The sequence below is a fragment of the Sinomonas mesophila genome (assembly GCF_001999765.1).
In the GTDB taxonomy this organism is placed as follows: Bacteria; Actinomycetota; Actinomycetes; order Actinomycetales; family Micrococcaceae; genus Sinomonas; species Sinomonas mesophila.
The window spans coordinates 167,405-184,758 of the sequence record NZ_KV908322.1 but is presented as its reverse complement, the minus strand read 5'-3'; the positions used below and the strand labels follow the sequence as shown (position 1 = coordinate 184,758).

At 67.6% G+C, this 17,354-nt stretch carries 17 protein-coding genes and 1 pseudogene; 13 read left to right on the top strand and 5 right to left on the bottom strand.

What is annotated here, in order from left to right:
• The first annotated feature begins 35 nt into the window (after positions 1-35).
• From BV907_RS00895 to BV907_RS18120, 4 genes are all read left to right on the top strand, one after another.
• The gene (locus BV907_RS00895) at positions 36-437 is read left to right on the top strand and encodes a DUF6153 family protein (RefSeq protein WP_077487760.1); all 402 of its coding nucleotides are present in this window, start codon (positions 36-38) and stop codon (positions 435-437) included.
• Positions 438-742: 305 nt separating this feature from the next.
• Complete coding sequence (locus tag BV907_RS00890; RefSeq protein ID WP_077487759.1) at positions 743-2,278, top strand: multicopper oxidase family protein; 1,536 nt, start codon at positions 743-745, stop codon at positions 2,276-2,278.
• Positions 2,279-2,743: 465 nt separating this feature from the next.
• Positions 2,744-3,136, top strand: coding sequence for a hypothetical protein (locus BV907_RS00885; RefSeq protein ID WP_077487758.1), 393 nt, complete (start codon positions 2,744-2,746; stop codon positions 3,134-3,136).
• Positions 3,137-3,253: 117 nt separating this feature from the next.
• Positions 3,254-3,445: a hypothetical protein gene (locus BV907_RS18120; protein WP_139346531.1), complete on the top strand. Its 192-nt coding sequence runs from the start codon at positions 3,254-3,256 to the stop codon at positions 3,443-3,445.
• A 452-nt stretch (positions 3,446-3,897) separates the two neighbouring features.
• On the opposite strand, the gene BV907_RS00875 is transcribed toward BV907_RS18120, so the two are convergent.
• Positions 3,898-4,152, bottom strand: coding sequence for a YHS domain-containing protein (locus BV907_RS00875; RefSeq protein ID WP_077487756.1), 255 nt, complete (start codon positions 4,150-4,152; stop codon positions 3,898-3,900).
• Positions 4,153-4,462: 310 nt separating this feature from the next.
• Positions 4,463-4,675, bottom strand: coding sequence for a heavy-metal-associated domain-containing protein (locus BV907_RS00870; protein WP_077487755.1), 213 nt, complete (start codon positions 4,673-4,675; stop codon positions 4,463-4,465).
• Between the two features lie 142 nt (positions 4,676-4,817).
• Between BV907_RS00870 and BV907_RS00865 the strand changes: the two genes are divergently transcribed.
• On the top strand, positions 4,818-5,876 hold the full coding sequence (locus tag BV907_RS00865) for a cation diffusion facilitator family transporter (RefSeq protein WP_077487964.1): 1,059 nt from the start codon (positions 4,818-4,820) through the stop codon (positions 5,874-5,876).
• 421 nt (positions 5,877-6,297) lie between these two features.
• Positions 6,298-7,017, top strand: coding sequence for a GntR family transcriptional regulator (locus BV907_RS00860; RefSeq protein WP_175637314.1), 720 nt, complete (start codon positions 6,298-6,300; stop codon positions 7,015-7,017).
• Here BV907_RS00860 and BV907_RS18115 read toward each other — a convergent pair.
• Both BV907_RS18115 and BV907_RS00850 read right to left on the bottom strand, forming a co-directional pair.
• A complete protein-coding gene (locus tag BV907_RS18115; protein ID WP_175637306.1) occupies positions 7,001-7,417 on the bottom strand; it encodes an ArsR/SmtB family transcription factor in 417 nt (138 codons plus the stop codon). The genes BV907_RS00860 and BV907_RS18115 overlap by 17 nt on opposite strands.
• Positions 7,414-8,676 (bottom strand): MFS transporter, encoded by a 1,263-nt coding sequence (locus tag BV907_RS00850; RefSeq protein ID WP_077487753.1) that lies wholly within the window; start codon positions 8,674-8,676, stop codon positions 7,414-7,416. The genes BV907_RS18115 and BV907_RS00850 overlap by 4 nt, the downstream gene beginning before the upstream one ends.
• Before the next feature lie 590 nt (positions 8,677-9,266).
• Between BV907_RS00850 and BV907_RS19645 the strand changes: the two are divergent.
• The 4 genes and pseudogenes from BV907_RS19645 to BV907_RS00835 form a co-directional block, all read left to right on the top strand.
• A pseudogene (locus BV907_RS19645) lies at positions 9,267-9,755 on the top strand (MFS transporter); the annotation flags it as partial.
• A gap of 166 nt (positions 9,756-9,921) precedes the next feature.
• Complete coding sequence (locus BV907_RS19640; protein ID WP_342745493.1) at positions 9,922-10,413, top strand: MFS transporter; 492 nt, start codon at positions 9,922-9,924, stop codon at positions 10,411-10,413.
• Positions 10,373-10,747 carry an ArsR/SmtB family transcription factor gene (locus BV907_RS00840; RefSeq protein WP_077487752.1) on the top strand — a complete coding sequence of 125 codons (375 nt, stop codon included), beginning with the start codon at positions 10,373-10,375 and terminating at the stop codon, positions 10,745-10,747. The genes BV907_RS19640 and BV907_RS00840 overlap by 41 nt, the downstream gene beginning before the upstream one ends.
• Positions 10,748-11,568: 821 nt before the next feature.
• Positions 11,569-11,907, top strand: coding sequence for a metal-sensitive transcriptional regulator (locus BV907_RS00835; protein ID WP_077487962.1), 339 nt, complete (start codon positions 11,569-11,571; stop codon positions 11,905-11,907).
• Between the two features lie 523 nt (positions 11,908-12,430).
• Here the strand turns inward: BV907_RS00835 and BV907_RS00830 are convergent.
• Positions 12,431-13,594: an FAD-dependent oxidoreductase gene (locus tag BV907_RS00830; protein WP_175637312.1), complete on the bottom strand. Its 1,164-nt coding sequence runs from the start codon at positions 13,592-13,594 to the stop codon at positions 12,431-12,433.
• Positions 13,595-13,830: 236 nt separating this feature from the next.
• On the opposite strand from BV907_RS00830, the gene BV907_RS00825 reads away from it, so the two are divergent.
• The 3 genes from BV907_RS00825 to BV907_RS00815 are packed head-to-tail and all read left to right on the top strand — an operon-like array spanning position 13,831 to position 17,338.
• Positions 13,831-14,043: a heavy-metal-associated domain-containing protein gene (locus BV907_RS00825; protein ID WP_139346529.1), complete on the top strand. Its 213-nt coding sequence runs from the start codon at positions 13,831-13,833 to the stop codon at positions 14,041-14,043.
• Positions 14,043-14,987 (top strand): heavy metal-binding domain-containing protein, encoded by a 945-nt coding sequence (locus BV907_RS00820; protein ID WP_077487749.1) that lies wholly within the window; start codon positions 14,043-14,045, stop codon positions 14,985-14,987. Before BV907_RS00825 ends, BV907_RS00820 begins: the two co-directional genes overlap by 1 nt.
• Before the next feature lie 26 nt (positions 14,988-15,013).
• Positions 15,014-17,338 (top strand): heavy metal translocating P-type ATPase, encoded by a 2,325-nt coding sequence (locus BV907_RS00815; protein WP_077487748.1) that lies wholly within the window; start codon positions 15,014-15,016, stop codon positions 17,336-17,338.
• Positions 17,339-17,354 lie beyond the last annotated feature (16 nt).

Here is a 17,354-nt window from a genome sequence, read left to right as displayed (position 1 = left end):
AGTCTGGCCCAGTGAGCGACCAAGGAGGCAGCGGCATGGAAGGACAGGGGTTCCGGCGTGCAGCCCGCGCCTCCTACCTGGGCGTCCTCGCCGCAGTCCTGATCGTGCTCGGCGTTATGGGCATGCACGGCCTTTCCCTCTCGCATGCGGGCATGGCTGGGATGGCGGGCGACCACGCTGCGGCAGCCTCTACTGCCGACCAGCCCGCCTCCATGCTCATGGGAGAGCGCACGTGCCCCACCGAGCCGCAGAACCCTGCGGCCAACACCGGCACGGTCTGCGTTCTGGCCCCGCCGTCCCCCGACAGCGCACAGCCCTTGCTGCCCTCTGAGCAGCCTTCGCTCCGGGCGGATCCTGCCGTCGCCGGCTTCCTCTCCTACCGCGGCCCCCCGCTGCCGGCTCCTTCGCTGCACCAGCTTTCGATAAGCCGCACGTAAACCGCTCTCTGCCACCGGCCTCTTCGACGACACCCAGACCTAGACCGGCCTCAGCCGCCACCACGTAGCGGATGCCGCGTCCCCGCAGAAGCCCGGAGTAGGCGGCGACCACGCCCTCGAACCGCCTGGGATCTACACCGATCCCGTGGACGAGGGCAGCGGCGTCCGACCCTCGAGCACGGCTTGGGGCGCGCAGCTGGCCATCAAGAACTCCGACGACTCCCACCTAGCCCTCTTCATCGACGGCTAAGGCAACGGTCCCAAGCCCCCAAACGCGGCTCGGACTGCACAGGAAGGACCACCAGATGAACTACCTGAAACCGACCACGCCCCGATTCCCGGAGGCAGCGCTCACCCGCCGCCGGCTGCTCGGGCTGTCCCTCGCCACAGCCTCGGCCGCGCTGCTGGCAGCCTGTTCCGCTCCCTCCGCCGCGGCCACGCGCCGCGTCCTGGCCAGCGACTCGGCCGTGCAGGCACTCGAGCAGGCCCGCCGGTCCACGGGTAAGACAGTGGAGAAGGCCCTCACGGCGGCCCCCGCCACGGTCGCCATTGACGCGAAGAAGATCCCCACCTGGGGCTACAACGGCGCCATCAACGGGCCACTGCTCCGGGGCAGTGTGGGTGACCGGCTCCAGGTCGCCCTCCACAACGGCCTGCCCGAGGCTACGGTCATCCACTGGCACGGTCTGGCCCTGGCCAACGACCAGGACGGAGTGGAGACCCTGACCCAGCAGCCAATCGGGGCCGGCGCCGACTTCACCTACAGCTTCCGCCTGCCCCACTCCGGCACCCACTGGTACCACTCCCATATCGAGCTCCAGCGCGAGCGTGCCCTCTACGGGCCGCTCATCGTGGACGACCCCGACGAGGCCAAGGACTACGACCACGAGTGGATCATCCTTCTGGACGACTGGATGGACGGGGTCACCGGGACCCCCAACGACGTTCTGGCCGAACTGTCCAAGGGCATGGGCGAGATGCACAGCGGCGGCATGATGGGCGGGAAGCACATGTCCATGGGCGCGTCGAGCGACTTCCTCGGCGGCGATGCTGGGGACGTGCGCTACCCGCTGCACCTCTTCAACGGCCGCACCCCCTCCGACCCCGAGACCATCACGGCAAAGCCGGGGGACCGCGTCCGGCTTCGGATCATCAACGCCGCCGGCGACACCGCCTACCGCGTCGGCGCACCCGGGGTCCGCCTGACGCTGACCCACACCGACGGCTACCCCGTGGAGCGCAAGGACGTCGACGCTGTCGTGCTCGGCATGGGCGAGCGGATCGACGCCTTGCTGACCGTTCCGGCCGGCTGGACCCCGCTCATGGCCCTTCCCGAGGGCAAGACCGGCCTCGCCCTGGGGCGCATCAGCACCGGAAGCGGCAAGGAGCCCATTCCGGCCGCGCTGCCCTCCGAGCTCGGCGGGACTGTGGTCGACGGCGGCCAACTCGCCTCCGCAGCCGAGGTCCGCCTCCCCGCGAAGGCCCCGACAGTGACTCACACCGTCAGGCTGACAGGGTCGATGATGGCCTACGACTGGGGCATCAACGGCAGGCGCTTCGCCATGCACAGCCCCTACGACGGTGCCCTGGAGGTGCGGGAGGGGGACCGCGTCCAGATCGACTTCGTCAACGAAGGCACCATGTGGCACCCCATGCACGTGCACGGCCACACGTTCCAGATCGGCCAGTCCGGAGCGAGGAAGGACACCGTCATCGTGCGCCCGGGCGCCACGGTCTCCGTCGTCCTCGATGCGGACAACCCCGGCCAGTGGCTCTACCACTGCCACAACGCCTACCACGCCGCCCAGGGGATGATGGGGGTCCTCAGCTATATCGAGTGAGGGCCCGTACCCCGTCCCTCGGTCCCGTCGGCAGAAGCAGACGGGACCGAGGGCGTTACAACAAGACCCACGTGACCGGGGACAGGTCGGTCACCGAGTACCCGAGACCAGGGCGAAAGCCGCCGGTGGCGTTCAGTTCAAGCCGAGGGGCGGGTTCTACGCACGAGCCCAATCCGTCGCCGTGCCCTCACCGCGGCGGATAGCAGACCTGGATCCGAGATCGCGCTTGCCGGCCGGACGCCCCCGCGGCCTACTTCGTCATGGACTGGGCTGCCGCCTGGCGGGGATATCCCCGGCGGGCTCCTGCGCGCGGCGCGATCGATGCTTGGATCCCGAAGGAGTGGCTCCGTCCTTCTTCTTCGAGTGGACAAAGTCAGCAGGCGCGATCCTTGAGCCCTTCCCCGGTGGAGGTCATCCTTGATCCCAGCCCAAAGATCAAGCGGCTGCCCGAAAGGAAGCAACGTCATGACGCACAGCGACTCGAGCCACGACTCAGGCACCACGGCAGGGCTGATCGCGGCCCTGACCTACATCGACGGCGTCGGCTTCCACGGCATAGCAACCTCCATCGGCAAACCGTCCCCGACCATAGACCCGGAGTGGTCCGCCCTTCTCCGGCATGCCCGCACTGCCGTCGCTGCCACTGCTTGGCCTGAAGAGCTTCGGCAAACGGCCGAGACGTTCGTGGATTCGGCCGGAAGGCTGGCCGCTGCCCTCGACGGAAACGACCTCGAGTCCTCCAAGAGCCCGGCCAAAGAACTGCACGTTGCCTACCACGCCTTGAGCGATGGCGGCTGGAAGCACCTCTCCTCGATCGCGGGTACGGCGGAGGGATCTGCCGCTCACCATCACGCATGACCTAGATCGCCGTCCTGGTCGGCACCGGGCGCGGCGCACCGCTAGGGATCCTGATCAAGGCCCTGAGGTGCTCGAGTCCACCCCAAGCGTCGACACCATCGCGCTCGACGCGAGGACATGGAGGGCAAGGGCGTCACCGGCGTCGTCGACGGCCACAGCGTGACCGTAGGCAGCCAGCCCCTGCTGGACGAATTGGCAGTCGGGCCCGATCCCGCACTCGACGAGGTGAAGCGCACCGCCAAGTTCTTCCTCGCCCCGCATCGCAGGGGACCTGGCTGCGGGTTCAGGCGCGAACGGACCGGGCGATAGCTTCGGTGGCCTCCTGCATCTTGCCAGCCCGCGCTTCATCTCGGAGCATTGCCGCCAGAGAGCCGATTGTCGGCGAGATAACCGTGGGCCGCATGGCATTGGTCGAGGTCGTTGCAGGTGGCCGGAGGCCGCGTGGTGCTCGTAGTCATGGTCTTCCGCGCAGGGGCGGCTGAGACGGCGAGTGGTCCTGTGCCGCCACGCGGGTGCGGGAATCCATGCCATGGATCCCTTCCGCTGCAGTGCTGCTCGTTGTCGGCCGGCCGGATTCCTGGCCTGGCCTTCGATCGCCACGGGCACCCCAGAGTCAGCGTCCAGCGCAACCGCTGTCCTGGCACGGTCCTCTGGGGGTGCTGTCGACGATGGATCCCGTTCTGCCGAAAGGCGGACACGGCGAGGGCGCAGCGGCCAGGCTAGGCCACCGCGCGCTCAGGGTCCGCTCCTGCCGCCGTGCGTCAGACGGCGTGCGCGTACTTTGCCGGGTCAGCGTCGAAGGCCGGGCCGCAGCCGGCGCAGCAGAACCAGTAGCGCTTGCCTTCGTGGTCGCGGAAGAGGCCGGCGGACTCTGCGACAGCCTTCACTACTGTGGTGCCGACCATAACCGGGCAGGTAGTGACAGCGTCGTCGGCCTGTGCCGGTGCGGTGGTGAGGGTCAGGTCCTCGCGCTTGCTGTTGGTGGGGGTGTTGTTCGTGCTACAGCAGCTTCCCATGGGGGTTCCTTTCGGTGGATGGGGTTGTGGGTTCGTCGATCGGCTGCCGTGCACGGGAGTGCGCAGTGGCCGGTGACGTATTGCCCGTCTGGCTCTTGAAGTGCGCAGGCGGAAGACCTTTGATGACCACAAAGACGCTGGAGAACGCTATCGCGGCTCCTGCGAGCATTGGTTCAGCAGGCCGGGCGGCCAGGGGATCGCGGCGACCTTGTAGGCGAAGGTGGGTCTTGATTGTGCCGAGGGTCCAGCGCGCGAGCCGGATCGAGTCGCGGCCGCAGTCGCTGCGTAGGCCCCAGCCGTCATGCTGCCTTTACGACGACAGCACCCCCAGGTAGCCAGCCTCCTTGACGGCGGCGATGACTGCAGCGGCGTCGACAGTTCGGTCGCCAGTGACCACCAGCCTTCCTGTCTGGTGGCTTACCTCGACAGACTCGACGCCCGCCACCTCGTGCACCTCTTCGCGGATGGACAGCTCGCAGTGGCCGCACGTCATGCCTGTTACCTGGAATTCAACCGTGGCCATGAACGTTCCCTCCCTTGATTAAGTACCCCTATAGGGTATGCGCATGCCTCTTTTATACCCAAGGGGGGTATGCAAGTCAAACGAGGCCGAACGGTTGATGGCCCATTGTCAACAATCTGACGACCCTGCTATGTTTGCCGGCATGACTTCACCCAGCAAAGCCCCGACTCCGACGGCCCCGAGCCACCAGGGTCACGGGCATGGCCACGGCGGCCACCATCACCGGTGGGCCTTCAGCGCGGGCCATCGCGCACCGAGGGCCAAGGCAGACGACCACGGGCACCACGGCCACAGCCACGGTCTGGGGGACCACTCGACGGCCACCGGAAGACACCGCAAGAAACTGATCATCGTGCTGTGCATCACCGCGTCGATCTTCCTGATGCAGGTGGTCGGGGCGATGATCTCCAACTCCCTGGCCCTACTGGCCGACGCCGGGCACATGCTCACGGACGCGACGGGAGTCTTCATCGCCCTGATTGCCAGCGTCATCGCGACGCGACCGGCGTCCGCGAAGCGGACCTTCGGCTACCAGCGCGTCGAGGTGCTCGCCGCCCTGCTGAACGGAGTCGCAATCGCGGCGATTGCCGTCCTGATCTTCGTCGAGGCGGTCCAGCGCCTCGGCACGGACGTCGAGGTCGAATCCGGGCCCATGCTGTTTGCGGCGATTGCCGGGGCCGTGGCGAACCTCGTTTCGTTGCTGATTCTCCAGTCGGGCCAGAAGGAAAGCCTCAATGTTCGGGGCGCCTACTTGGAGGTCCTGGGTGACCTGCTCGGCTCGGTGGCGGTGATCATCGCCGGCATCATCATCTGGCTGACAGGCTGGATGCTCGCTGACCAGATCGCCTCGATAGCCATTGCACTCCTGATCCTGCCAAGGGCGTGGAGCCTGCTGAAGGACGTTCTGAATGTGCTGATGGAAGCCACTCCGAAGGACATGGACCTTGAGGAGACGCGCGCCCACCTGCTGAGTGTTCCCGGCGTGCAGGACGTGCACGACATGCACGCCTGGACCATCACCTCGGGTGTGCCCGTGTTCTCCGCCCACGTCGTCGTGGACGATGGGACGATTGCTGACGGATCCCACGCGATACTCGATGAGCTCCTCGCCTGCCTCGGAGAGCACTTCGACACCGGCCACAGCACGCTCCAGATCGAATCCCGGGACCATGCCTCCCACGAGCAGGAAGTCCATGCCTAAGTAGCCCAGGACCTTCGGTCCTCCCGCCCTGCCCGCCCGACCAGCTGGCCGAGCGGACCAGGGAAGACGTCGAGGACATCTACTTTGCCCGTGAGACCGTGGAGCTCGCCGCCGCGGATGCCATCGTGGCCCGTTCGGCCGGGCCCGATGGGAAGTGCGCGACCGGGACAGGTTCATCCCTGTGGACCTTCAGTTCAATATGACGCTTGTCGCCGAGTCCGGAAAAGAGGACCACAGGGCTATCTCCGAACTGGTCGCTACCGGTCCGCCGCACGAGATCCCCCTCGCGGTGAGTGCTGCGGAGCGCGGTCACCGACGGCTCTAGACTTAGGCGGGAGCGGCCCGGGGACCGACTGCCAACAGGAGTGTGATGACGGCTGCCAGAGGGCCTCTCGCCAGGAAAGAGAGGAATCGGGAAGAGATGACCAAAGCAGCGGGCCTTTCCGCCATCACACCGAAACCCATCGCCGTCAGGATTGCGGACCTGCTTCGCGAGCGGATCGTCCACGGCCTCTTCGCACCCGGCGAGCAGATCAACGAGGCCCTCGTGGCGAGGCAGCTCGGCGTTTCGCGTCCATCCGTGCGCGAGGCGCTCCAGCGCCTGTGCCAGGAGGGCCTGTTGGTCAACAGGCCCAACCGGGGCGTCTTCGTGATCGAACTGACGAATCAGGACGTTGAGGAGATCTACGGCGTCAGGGAGATTCTGGAGATCGGTGCGGCAGAGATCATCACGGCCCGGTCGGCCCAGCGACGGAGGGAAGTCTCCGATGAGTTAGTAGGCATCGCCTCGCAACTGCCGGCGGCACTGGCCGCCTCGGACTGGGCGCTTGTTTCACGCCTGGACCTTGATTTCCACACAGCCCTGATCGTCCACGCTGGAAACTCGCGACTGCTCCGTGCCTACAGCACCCTGGCCGCCGAATCTTTGATCTGCATGTTCAACCTCGAACAGGCCTATCCGACCCCGAACACCTTGAGCCACGACCACATGGCCATGGCGAAACTGATTGCGGATGGTACCATGACGCAGATCCACTCCGCATTCCACAGGCACCTCTCGGGAGCGGAAGGCCATGCAACGGCAACCCTCGAAGCACGGTCCCTGGACCACCACGGGCCGGCGGCTACGAACGGTCTGTGACAGGCAGGAGGCTGGCCCGACGCCCGTGGTCTTCGGCCCCGGGCGGAGGAGCTTCGTGGTGGGGGGCCGGTCGTAGAGCGCGTGCTCGCTCTGCAAGCGTGAGTGAGTAGATCGTGGTTCCCGCCCGGCGGGAACTCACCAGCCGCCCGATCCGCAGCTTGGCCAGATGCTGCGAGACGGAGGCGACGGGGCGGTTCAGTTTCTGGGCGATCTCCCCAACCGAGAGTTCGCGCGGGGCCAGCAGCGCCAGAATGCCCAGCCGCGTCCGGTCGGCGACTAGGCGCGCCAACTCGGCCGCGCCGTCGAGGTCTGCGTCGGACGGAAGCGAGACCTCCGCCAGCGGCTTGGCAGCGTTGGCAGCCTCCGCGGCGGCGTTGGCTGCCTTCTTGGCGTGGTTCACAGCCGGGCTTCCTCTGTCATTCTGGCAGCATTGCCGACAGCGTGCGCCGTCGCCACATCCGGACGCTTCCAGATGAATGACGCCGCGACGGTCGCGGCCAAGGAGATGCTGGCCATGGCAACGGCGGCCGCCCCGAGCGACGTCAGCGCTCCCAGCCATCCGGCCAAGGGAAAGCAGATAAGCCACCAGCCGTGGGCCAGTGAGAACTGGGCAGCGAAGACCGCGGGGAGTTCTGTTTCGGGTATCGTGGCCCGGATCACCTGACCGATCGGCGTCAGTACCCCGGAGTACCCCGCACCCAAGGCAAACCACAGGGCGGCCAAGAGGGCGAGGCCGGGGATGCCGGTGCTCGACAGCGCCCACGGCACGCCAAAGGGCGGCACACTCACCAGGATTCCTGCGACCAGCAGAACCCGGCGGGTGCCTTGGCGGGCCACCAGACGGGGCGCAGCCAGTGCTGCGCAGATCGAGCCGGCACCCATGGCGCCCAGGGCGAGAGCGACTGCCGTCTCGTCCGACCCCAGGGGACCGCGGACCACCGAAACCGTCTGGACCAGAGCAAAGCTCCCGCTGCCGGCAACTGCGAGGTGCAGGGCGAAGATCCCGCGGAGGGCGGGTGTAGTGAACAACAGCCTGCTGCCCAGAGTCAGGCGCTTCAGGAACGGTTCGCCGTGGCTCTCCGAGGGCAGGGCCAGGGGCAGAGCCAGCGATGCGAGGAGCGCCGCGGATCCGGCGAAGCCCAGCGCGGTGCCGAAGAACAGGTGCTGGGCCGGCATGGCAAGGAGCAGGAGCGCGGTCAGCATGGGCGAGACCACGGCCTCGACGTCGTAGGCCAGCCGGGAAAGGGCCAGGGCATTCCCATAATCCCGGTCGTCCGGGAGCACTCGGGGGAGAGTCGACTGGAACGTCGGCGTGAACACGGCTGAGGCAACATGCAGCACAACGATGAGCGCGTAGACCTGCCACACCTCCGACACGAACGGCAGCCCGAGGGCGACAACGGCCCGCAGCACGTCGGATCCGACCAGGACTGCCCGTGGCGGGACACGGACCAGAACTGCGGCCGCGAGGGGCGCCACGACCATGAAGCTGAGCATCTTGATGGCTAGGACCGTTCCGAGTACCGAGCCGGACTGGTCGCGGGCCAGATCGAAGGCCACAAAGCCGAGGGCGATGCTGGACAGTCCCGTCCCGAGCAGGGCAAGCACATGCGCAGCGAGCATACGCCGGATGACGGGGAGTCGCAGGATACGAAGCATGGCACCCAATATCCCATTAGTTGCGCACATAAGCAACAATTTGACTCTCGCGGGGCGGGGTGCGCAGGAGTGCGGGCTGGCCTCGCCATTCCTTGGGACGGGAGCCTGGGATCTTCGTTACGTCAGATTGTTGGCAATCAGTCCAGCTTACGGCAGTTTGTGATGCGCAACCTGGCAAGTGTGCAGATCCGAGAATCTGCGGATCAGCATCCGCGGCCAGAACAGGGATAGGGCTCAGCTTCGAGCCCCTGGCGGGCCGGGGTCTGTGTCTGCTCGGCGCCTCGGGCTCCGGGAAGTCCATGGCCGCCAGTGCCGTCCCTGGAGGGCCGCCGTCCAGCCGGAGGCCGAGGCGGGCTGGCCACGCACCCATCGGGTGTGCGACGATTTGTGCATATCAATGCACTTATGCACTTACCTCAGGTGCATAGAGGCACTCAGACTCTGAGGTTCGGGATGTCGACTGTTTTGCGAGATGTGACGTACCGGCGGCTGTTCGCCGCGCAGGTGGTGGCGCTGCTGGGCACGGCCTGCTGACAGTCGCGGTGGGACTGCTGGCGTTCGACCTGGCCGGCAAGGATGCCGGAGCCGTGATGGGCACGGCGCTGACGGTCAAGATGTTCGCCTACGTGGGGTTCGCGCCGGTGATCAACGCCGTCGTGGCGCGCCTTCCGAAGAAGCCGGTGCTGATCGGCGCGGACCTGGTGCGCGCGGCGATGGCGCTCTGCCTGCCGTTCATCACCGAGGCCTGGCAGATCTACGTGGTGATCTTCCTGCTGCAGTCGGCCTCGGCGACGTTCACTCCCGCCTTCCAGTCCCTGATTCCATCCGTGCTGAAGGACGAGAAGGACTACACCCGGGCACTGTCACTCTCCCGGCTCGCCTATGACCTGGAGGCGCTGGCCAGCCCGGCCATCGCGGCCCTGCTGCTAAGCGTGCTCAGCTACAGCAGCCTGTTCCTGGGCACGGTCGGCGGCTTCCTGTTCTCCGCCCTCATGGTCGTGACCGCCGCCGTGCCCGCAACTGGAGCGCAGGGGGGCGGGGCAGCCACACTATGGCACCGCACCACACTCGGCGTCCGGATCTTCTGGCGCAACCGGCGGCTGCGGTCCCTGATGGCCCTGAACCTAGTCGTGTCCGCCCCGACGGCCCTAGTACTGGTGAACAGCGTCGTCATCGTCCGGGAGATCCTCCACCGGCCCCGACACCGATCTGGCAATCGCGCTGGCCTCCTTCGGCATCGGGTCGATGGTCGTCGCCCTGAGCGCACCGCGGCTGCTCGAGCGTGTGGGCGACCGGACCGTCATGCTCACCGGCGCCGCCCTCCTCCCCGCCGCGCTGGCCGGGGCGACAGCGCTGCTGTTCCTGCCTGCAGGCAACGGGACCTGGTGGTGGCTGCTGGGACTGTGGTTCCTGCTCGGGGCCGGGAATTCCACGATCCTGACCCCGTCGGCGAGGCTGCTGCGGCAGGCCTCGACCGAGGAGACCCGGCCGTATGTGTTCACAGCTCAGTTCTCCCTCTCCCACGCCTGCTACATCGTCAGCTATCCTCTGGCCGGCATCGTCGGGGCAGCGGCTGGCCTCGGCCCGACTTCGCTCGCGTTGACTATCCTTGCAATCATGGGGGCCGTAGGTGCCTTCCTGTCCTGGCCCCGGCATGACGCCCGGGCCACCGCCACGAAGAGTTTGGAGCACGGTGATGAGCAGCCAGCCGCACCCGGCAGCCAGTCACGCCGCTGAGGCCTCGCTTGTCCATGACGTCGCGCCCGGGCCGGAGTTGCTCGAGACGGCCGCCGGGACCCTGCGGATGCTCGCCGAGCCTACCCGTCTCCAGCTGCTCTGGCAGCTGGCCGAGGGCCCCAAGACCGTCACAGAGCTCACGGCTGCTGCTCCGGCGCCGCGGACCGTGGTCAGCCAACACCTGGCCAAGCTCAGACTCAGCGGCCTGGTCGACACCCGCAAGGACGGCCGTCACGTCATCTACTCCCTGCACGACGGACACTTGGTTCGGCTGATCCGGGAGACCATCAACCACGCGGACCACCGGCTCACCGGCGAACCCACCCACGACTGACCAGCACCCACAACATTTCAGTCATCCAGCGCGGAGCGGCGGCAGGAAAGGGCGAGGAGCAGGCCAGCACAGGCCACCCCTGTAGCTGCTGCGCGCCTCGTCGTCTCCGGTCTGGTCCTCGGCCTCGCCGCGGCCGCGCACGCGCACGCGACACTGGGTACACCGGGCAGCTTGTCCTGCTGCGCAGCCGTGCTGATCCCCTCACCACACCGGGGCGTTCCAGAGTCCCGCGATGACGGCTGCTCAGATCCTTGCCCTCGCCCTCACCGCGCTGCTGCAAGGCGCGGCGACAAGTACGTCACCGAGATCATCGAGCTCACCGCCCTGAGCGAGGGAACGGCCTGGCTTCCGGCTGGTGGACATATTCCGCCACGCCTTGGGCGATGGCAGCTGGAAGCACCTCTCCTCGATCGCCGGTACGGCGGAGGGATCTGCCGCTCACCATCACGCGTGACAGCGCACGTAACCGGCGATTCCTAGTTCCGCAGGCCCCGTCGGAACCACTCCCCTGCTGGACTCAGCGGGTCGGACCACCATCGAGGCGACAGGACTGCCGCCTGACCTGAGACAGTATGCCTAAAGGGGCTCTTGCCTCTTGCAGGCATCTAGGCGTTTGCTCCCGATCGGGCGTAACCCTCTTCCCTGTCCTCGCCCGAACCTTGCATCAATACCCTCGTAGGGTATAGTAAAGAAAACCATCTATACCCCGTAGGGGTAGGTCGAAGAAGAGCCGCGAGGGCCGACCACGACGCAGCCAGGCCCCCACCGTACAGCGGGAAACGGCATAGGCCGCACGAAGGGAAACTGCCATCATGAGCATCATGGCCGACGATTCAGCTTTCGGCACAGATCTAGCACCGGCCGCACACGGCGACTCTCATCACGCCTACATCACTGATAAGGCCAACTACCAGGCGCGCCTCAAGCGCATCGAAGGACAGGTGCGGGGCATCAGCCGGATGGTCGACGAAGAGCAGTACTGCATCGACATCCTCACCCAGGTCGCCGCCCTCAACAAAGCCCTCGAGCGTGTCGCACTGGGCCTGCTCGACGACCATCTCCGGCACTGCGTTGTCGGCGCCGCCCGCCTCGGCGGACCGGGATCTGAGATCAAGATCAAAGAGGCGTCAGACGCGATTGCCAGGCTGGTGCGTTCATAGCCGAGGCAACGCAGGGCCACAGCTGAGGACGACGACGGCGACGCGCCCGCCGTGGGCGCGTCGCCGTCGTCGTGCGGCCACGCTGCCTCCTTCGTGGCCCCCTCATCGATTGCCCCAACACCTCTGTCGTCCACGGCGCAATCCCTCGAGCTCTTCTTCAAGGGCCTCCCTGGCCCTCCGTGGCGAGTGCCCTTCAGAGTCCGTCCTAAGCGGCAGGTGCGCCTGCAGGTGGGTGCCGAGCCGAGAAGACGATACCCCCGGACCCGAGTCGTAGACCGACTTGGCGTTGACAGCCAGCCTCACCGAGATGCTGCCAGCGAACATCCCGGCACAGGACGATAAGGAGCGTCGGCCAGAGCACACGCGGTCGGCTCACCCCATTGCACAGGGCCGCGCTCGCGTAGCAGAGCGCGGCGATGGCTAAGGAGCCGCCCGAAGGCTGTCGTGATTCAAGGGCCCACCGCTGGCAGGACAGACCAGCGCGGCGAGCTGGGCGCCCGAGGAGAACAGGCACTCCCCAGGCTCAGGCGATCGCCGCCGCCGCGCGGACCACGGCAGGGCCGGCGTTGAACCCCGCTACGCCCGTCACTTCTCCACCAGCGTCCACGAATTCGGTCAGCACGGCGTCGGGCCGTGGCGGTTCGATTGGCCAGGAGGCCGCTCGCTCCGAGCCGTCGGGCCGCCGCAGGCCGCGTGCGGCGATCGTCGAGCCGAACGCGGAGAGGGTGAATCCCGTCGTCGGCCGATAGGGACCCGGGTCTTCGCCGCCCAGGAAGTCGTGGAGGATCGTCCGCGCGGCGTGCCGGCCCTGGGCGACGGCGGCGTCCCAGTGGTCCGTCGTGAGCCTCTCGCCGCCGGAGGCGATGTATGCCGCGCTTCCCGCCGCGTACCATCCGCCTTCAGGCCCGCGCAGGCGGTCGTCCACTCGGATCCCGTCCGGCACCCCTATCCATGCGGTCGCGGGAACCGCACCCTGCGCGAGGATGACAGCGTCAACCTCGATGGAGCTGCCGTCGGAGAGGGAGAGCTGGGCGCGGGCACCGTTCGGCGTGATCGCGCGTACCGCAGCTCCCAGTCGTGCGTCCGTCCGCTCACGCTGCAGGGCGGCCAGCCGAGGGGAGATCTCGGCGCCAAGTGCGCTGACCAGAGGGGTAGACGACCGGCCCACGAGGACTACCTCGGCGCCCTCGGCAACATAGTGGCTGGCAAGCTCGGTGCCGATGAATCCCGCGCCGAGCACGGCGATCCGTCGTCCATCGGCCTGTGGGATCGACTCGCGGAGGGCGTCTGCGTCATCGGCGGTGTGCAGCCGGTGCAGTGCCACCTCCGCGGCGACGTCGATGCCGTCCGAGTGGCGAGGCATGGCACCCGTTGCGATCACGACGGCGTCGGCGCTTAGACGCCGGCCATCACGTAGCTCGACCGTTTTCGTCCCGAGGTCGGCGGCAGTGGCTTCGCCCGACGTCACCGCCACTCCTTCGACCGCCGGGAGGGCGATCTGCTCCCGCGTGAGCAGCCCCGGAAGCAGGGCCTTGTCCAGCAGCGTGCGGTTGATCGCGCCGCCCGGCTCGGCGTCGAGCATGTCGATCCTGCCTGCGAATCCGCGAGTGCGTAGCTCCTGGGCGCATGCGCGCCCCGCCGCTCCCCCGCCGAGGATGAGGACGCTCGGGTTCGCTTCCTGATTCACGGTACAACTTCCTTCCATAAGCGCTCGGCACCTTGGATATACCCCTACAGGGTATGTATGCCAGTCCGAAGATACCCCATGCAGGTACCAACTGACGAGCACCGGTGGGCACGGGATCTTGGTCGAATCTCACGTTCGCCATACTCTTGCATCGGGTACCCCCGTTGGGTATATCTTTGTCTTAGAGATACCCACTAGGGGTATATGACTAGCTGCCAATACGAAGGGATCCACTGATGAGCACCACCGAATACCAGGTCACTGGAATGAGCTGCGGCCACTGCGAGGTCTCGATCCGCAACGAGGTCGGGCAGATTCCCGGGGTCAAGGGGATTGAGATCAGCGCCTCCACCGGACGGCTCGTGGTCACAGGCTCCGATGGCCCTGCTGACGACGCTGCGGTGATCGCCGCCGTGGACGAGGCAGGCTACTCGGCGGCGCGGGTCTGATGCGCACCGCCACGCGCCTTGGCCTGTACGCGGCCAGCCTCGCCGTCGCCTTCGGCGCGGCGTTCACGGTCACGGGCGCGACAATCCCGAAGACCGTGGCGCAGGACCGGGTTGCGGCGATGGGTCAGGGGCAGGACCACATGGCGGCGATGGGACAGGCGCAGGGCGGAAACGAAGGCCCCACACGCGGGGTGACGCTTGCGGCTGAGGGCTACCAGCTGGGTCCGGTCAGCGCCCCTGCCGAGGTCGGAGCCGCCGGCACGCTCTCCTTCACCATCGGCGATGCCGACGGACAGCCGCTGCTGGAGTATGTGACTTCGCACGAGAAGGACCTGCATCTGATCGTCGTCCGCACCGACGGCTCGGAGTTCCGCCACGTCCATCCTGAGCGCGGCCCGGACGGCTCCTGGTCCATCCCGTGGACCTGGAAGGCGGCAGGCACCTACCGCATCTTCACCGACTTCGTTCCGGGCGGCAGCTCGAATCCGCTCACCCTCACCCGCACTGTTGAGGTCGCTGGGACGGTCGCCCCGGCAGCCTCTCCCGCAGAGACGCGCACCGCGAATGTCGACGGCTTCGAGGTGACGATCGCCGGGGACATCCAGGGCGGCGCCTCGTCGGAGCTCACGCTCTCCGTCTCGAAAGACGGCGCCCCGGTCACGACCCTGCAGCCCTACCTCGGCGCGTTCGGCCATCTTGTCGCGCTGCGCGAGGGCGACCTCGCGTATCTGCACGTGCATCCCGAAGGCGCTGAGCCCCAGAGCGGCCAGCTCAGCGGACCGACCGTGAGGTTCGCGGCAGAGGCTCCGACCTCTGGGCGGTACCTGCTCTACTTCGACTTCCAAATCGACGGCGCCGTCCACTCTGCCGCGTTCGTGCTCCCGGCAGACGGCGCGCCGGGCACGCAGCCTGCCCAGACCCCCGGCGAGAGCCACGGTCATTGAGCCCACGCACCTGAGAACGGATCACCATGTCAACGACAACAGCACCGACCGAATCTGCGCGCGCGAGCTTTGAGCTCGAGATCGGCGGGATGACCTGCGCATCCTGCGCCAACCGGATCGAGAAGAAGCTCAACCGGATGGACGGGGTCGAGGCGAGCGTGAACTACGCCACCGAGAAGGCGAAGGTGCTCGTCCCCGAGGGCTACGACCCCCAGCTGCTCATCCTCGAGGTCCAGAAGACCGGCTACACCGCGGCCTTGCCCGCCCCTCCCGAGCAGGCATCGCCCTCGGAGGGGGGCGAGGAGCCTGACCATGAGCTCGCGGACCTGCGGCGGCGCCTGATTGCATCGTGCGTACTGTCGGTACCGGTCATCCTCATGGCCATGGTCCCGGCCCTCCAGTTCACCTACTGGCAGTGGGCCTCTCTGGCCCTCGCCGCTCCCGTGATCCTCTGGGCGGCATTCCCCTTCCACAAGGCTGCCTGGACCAACCTGCGCCACGGTGCCGCCACCATGGACACCCTCGTCTCTCTCGGCACGCTCGCGGCGTTCCTGTGGTCGCTGTACGCGCTCTTCCTCGGCACCGCCGGGATGCCCGGGATGCGCCACGCGTTCGAGCTCTCGATCGCCCCGAGCGACGGCGCGGGTAACATCTACCTCGAGGTCGCCGCTGGGTTGACCATGTTCATCTTGGCCGGACGCTTCTTCGAGAAGCGCTCCAAGCGCCAGGCCGGCGCCGCACTGCGGGCCCTGCTCGAGCTGGGCGCGAAGGACGTCGCCGTGCTCCGCGACGGCGTCGAGACACGCATCCCGACCGAGCAGCTCGTGGTCGGCGACGAATTCGTCGTCCGGCCCGGGGAGAAGATCGCCACCGACGGCGTGATCCTGACCGGCACCTCCGCGGTGGACGCGTCGATGCTCACCGGCGAATCCGTGCCAGTGGAGGTTGGCCCGGGCGATGCCGTGACCGGAGCGACCGTGAATGCCAGCGGGCGGCTCGTCGTTCGAGCGACGCGCGTGGGCGCAGACACCCAGCTCGCCCAGATCGCCCAGCTCGTCGAGGACGCCCAGTCCGGGAAGGCTGAGGTGCAGCGCCTCGCCGACAGAGTCTCGGGCGTCTTCGTCCCGATCGTCATTGCAGTTGCGGTGGCGACCCTGGGCGCCTGGCTCGGCGCGGGATTCCCGGGCGCGACGGCGTTCACGGCCGCCGTCGCGGTGCTCATCATCGCCTGCCCGTGCGCCCTAGGCCTGGCCACGCCGACCGCACTCCTGGTCGGCACCGGGCGCGGCGCCCAGCTGGGGATCCTGATCAAGGGCCCCGAGGTGCTCGAGTCCACCCGGCGCGTCGACACGGTCGTGCTCGACAAGACAGGAACGGTGACAACGGGCCGGATGACACTCGTTGAGGCTGTCGCCGCCGCCGGCACGGATCGCGAGGATCTGCTGCGCATTGCCGGCGCGCTCGAGGACGCCTCCGAGCACCCGATCGCGCAGGCCATCGCCCGCGGCGCCACCGAGGCGCTCGCTGCCCCCCTGCCCGAGGTGGGGGACTTCCGGAACATCGAGGGCAAGGGCGTCACCGGTCTCGTCGACGGCCACAGCGTGATTGTGGGCCGCCAGAGCCTGCTTGACGAATCGGCGGTCGCTTCCGATGCCGTGCTCGACGAGGCAAAGCGCACCGCCGAGTCGCGCGGCCAGACGGCGGTCCTGGCCGCATGGGACGGTGCGATCCGAGGCGTGCTCGTTGTCGCCGACCAGGTCAAGCCCACCAGTGCCGAAGCCGTGCGACAGTTCCGGGCCCTTGGCCTGACCCCCATCCTCCTCACCGGAGACAACGAGGTCGTGGCAAAGCACATCGCCGCCGAGGTCGGGATCGACCAGGTCATCGCCGAGGTGCTCCCGAGCGAGAAGTCCGCTGTCGTCGCACGCCTTCAGGGCGAAGGGCGCACGGTGGCGATGGTGGGCGACGGCGTCAACGACGCCGCCGCGCTGGCCCAGGCGGACCTCGGGCTCGCGATGGGCACCGGCACAGACGCGGCGATCGAGGCGTCCGACCTGACCCTCGTCCGCGGCGATCTGCGCAGTGCCGCCGATGCGATCCGCCTCTCCCGGCGTACCCTCGGCACGATCAAGGGCAATCTGTTCTGGGCCTTCGCCTACAACGTTGCCGCGATCCCGCTGGCCGCCCTCGGCCTGCTCAACCCCATGCTTGCCGGTGCGGCGATGGCGTTCTCCAGCGTCTTCGTCGTCGGCAACAGCCTCCGCCTGCGCTCCTTCCAGAGCCAGGCGGTGGACCAGCAGTCGCCCGCCCCCAGCCGAACCCCGCGTCCGGTCGAAGCGGCGCGCGCCTGAGATACCGGAAAACCAA

Bases quoted from the DNA above. Each gene is read 5' to 3' on its own strand.
- BV907_RS00890 (WP_077487759.1), top strand. From the start codon at position 743: ATGAACTACCTGAAACCGACCACGCCCCGATTCCCGGAGGCAGCGCTC.
- BV907_RS00850 (WP_077487753.1), bottom strand. From the start codon at position 8,676: ATGCTTCGTATCCTGCGACTCCCCGTCATCCGGCGTATGCTCGCTGCG.
- BV907_RS00835 (WP_077487962.1), top strand. From the start codon at position 11,569: ATGGCCGACGATTCAGCTTTCGGCACAGATCTAGCACCGGCCGCACAC.
- BV907_RS00895 (WP_077487760.1), top strand. From the start codon at position 36: ATGGAAGGACAGGGGTTCCGGCGTGCAGCCCGCGCCTCCTACCTGGGC.
- BV907_RS00865 (WP_077487964.1), top strand. From the start codon at position 4,818: ATGACTTCACCCAGCAAAGCCCCGACTCCGACGGCCCCGAGCCACCAG.
- BV907_RS18120 (WP_139346531.1), top strand. From the start codon at position 3,254: ATGGAGGGCAAGGGCGTCACCGGCGTCGTCGACGGCCACAGCGTGACC.
- BV907_RS00820 (WP_077487749.1), top strand. From the start codon at position 14,043: ATGCGCACCGCCACGCGCCTTGGCCTGTACGCGGCCAGCCTCGCCGTC.
- BV907_RS00875 (WP_077487756.1), bottom strand. From the start codon at position 4,152: ATGGGAAGCTGCTGTAGCACGAACAACACCCCCACCAACAGCAAGCGC.
- BV907_RS00860 (WP_175637314.1), top strand. From the start codon at position 6,298: ATGACCAAAGCAGCGGGCCTTTCCGCCATCACACCGAAACCCATCGCC.
- BV907_RS00815 (WP_077487748.1), top strand. From the start codon at position 15,014: ATGTCAACGACAACAGCACCGACCGAATCTGCGCGCGCGAGCTTTGAG.
- BV907_RS19640 (WP_342745493.1), top strand. From the start codon at position 9,922: ATGGTCGTCGCCCTGAGCGCACCGCGGCTGCTCGAGCGTGTGGGCGAC.
- BV907_RS00825 (WP_139346529.1), top strand. From the start codon at position 13,831: ATGAGCACCACCGAATACCAGGTCACTGGAATGAGCTGCGGCCACTGC.
- BV907_RS00840 (WP_077487752.1), top strand. From the start codon at position 10,373: ATGAGCAGCCAGCCGCACCCGGCAGCCAGTCACGCCGCTGAGGCCTCG.
- BV907_RS00870 (WP_077487755.1), bottom strand. From the start codon at position 4,675: ATGGCCACGGTTGAATTCCAGGTAACAGGCATGACGTGCGGCCACTGC.
- BV907_RS00885 (WP_077487758.1), top strand. From the start codon at position 2,744: ATGACGCACAGCGACTCGAGCCACGACTCAGGCACCACGGCAGGGCTG.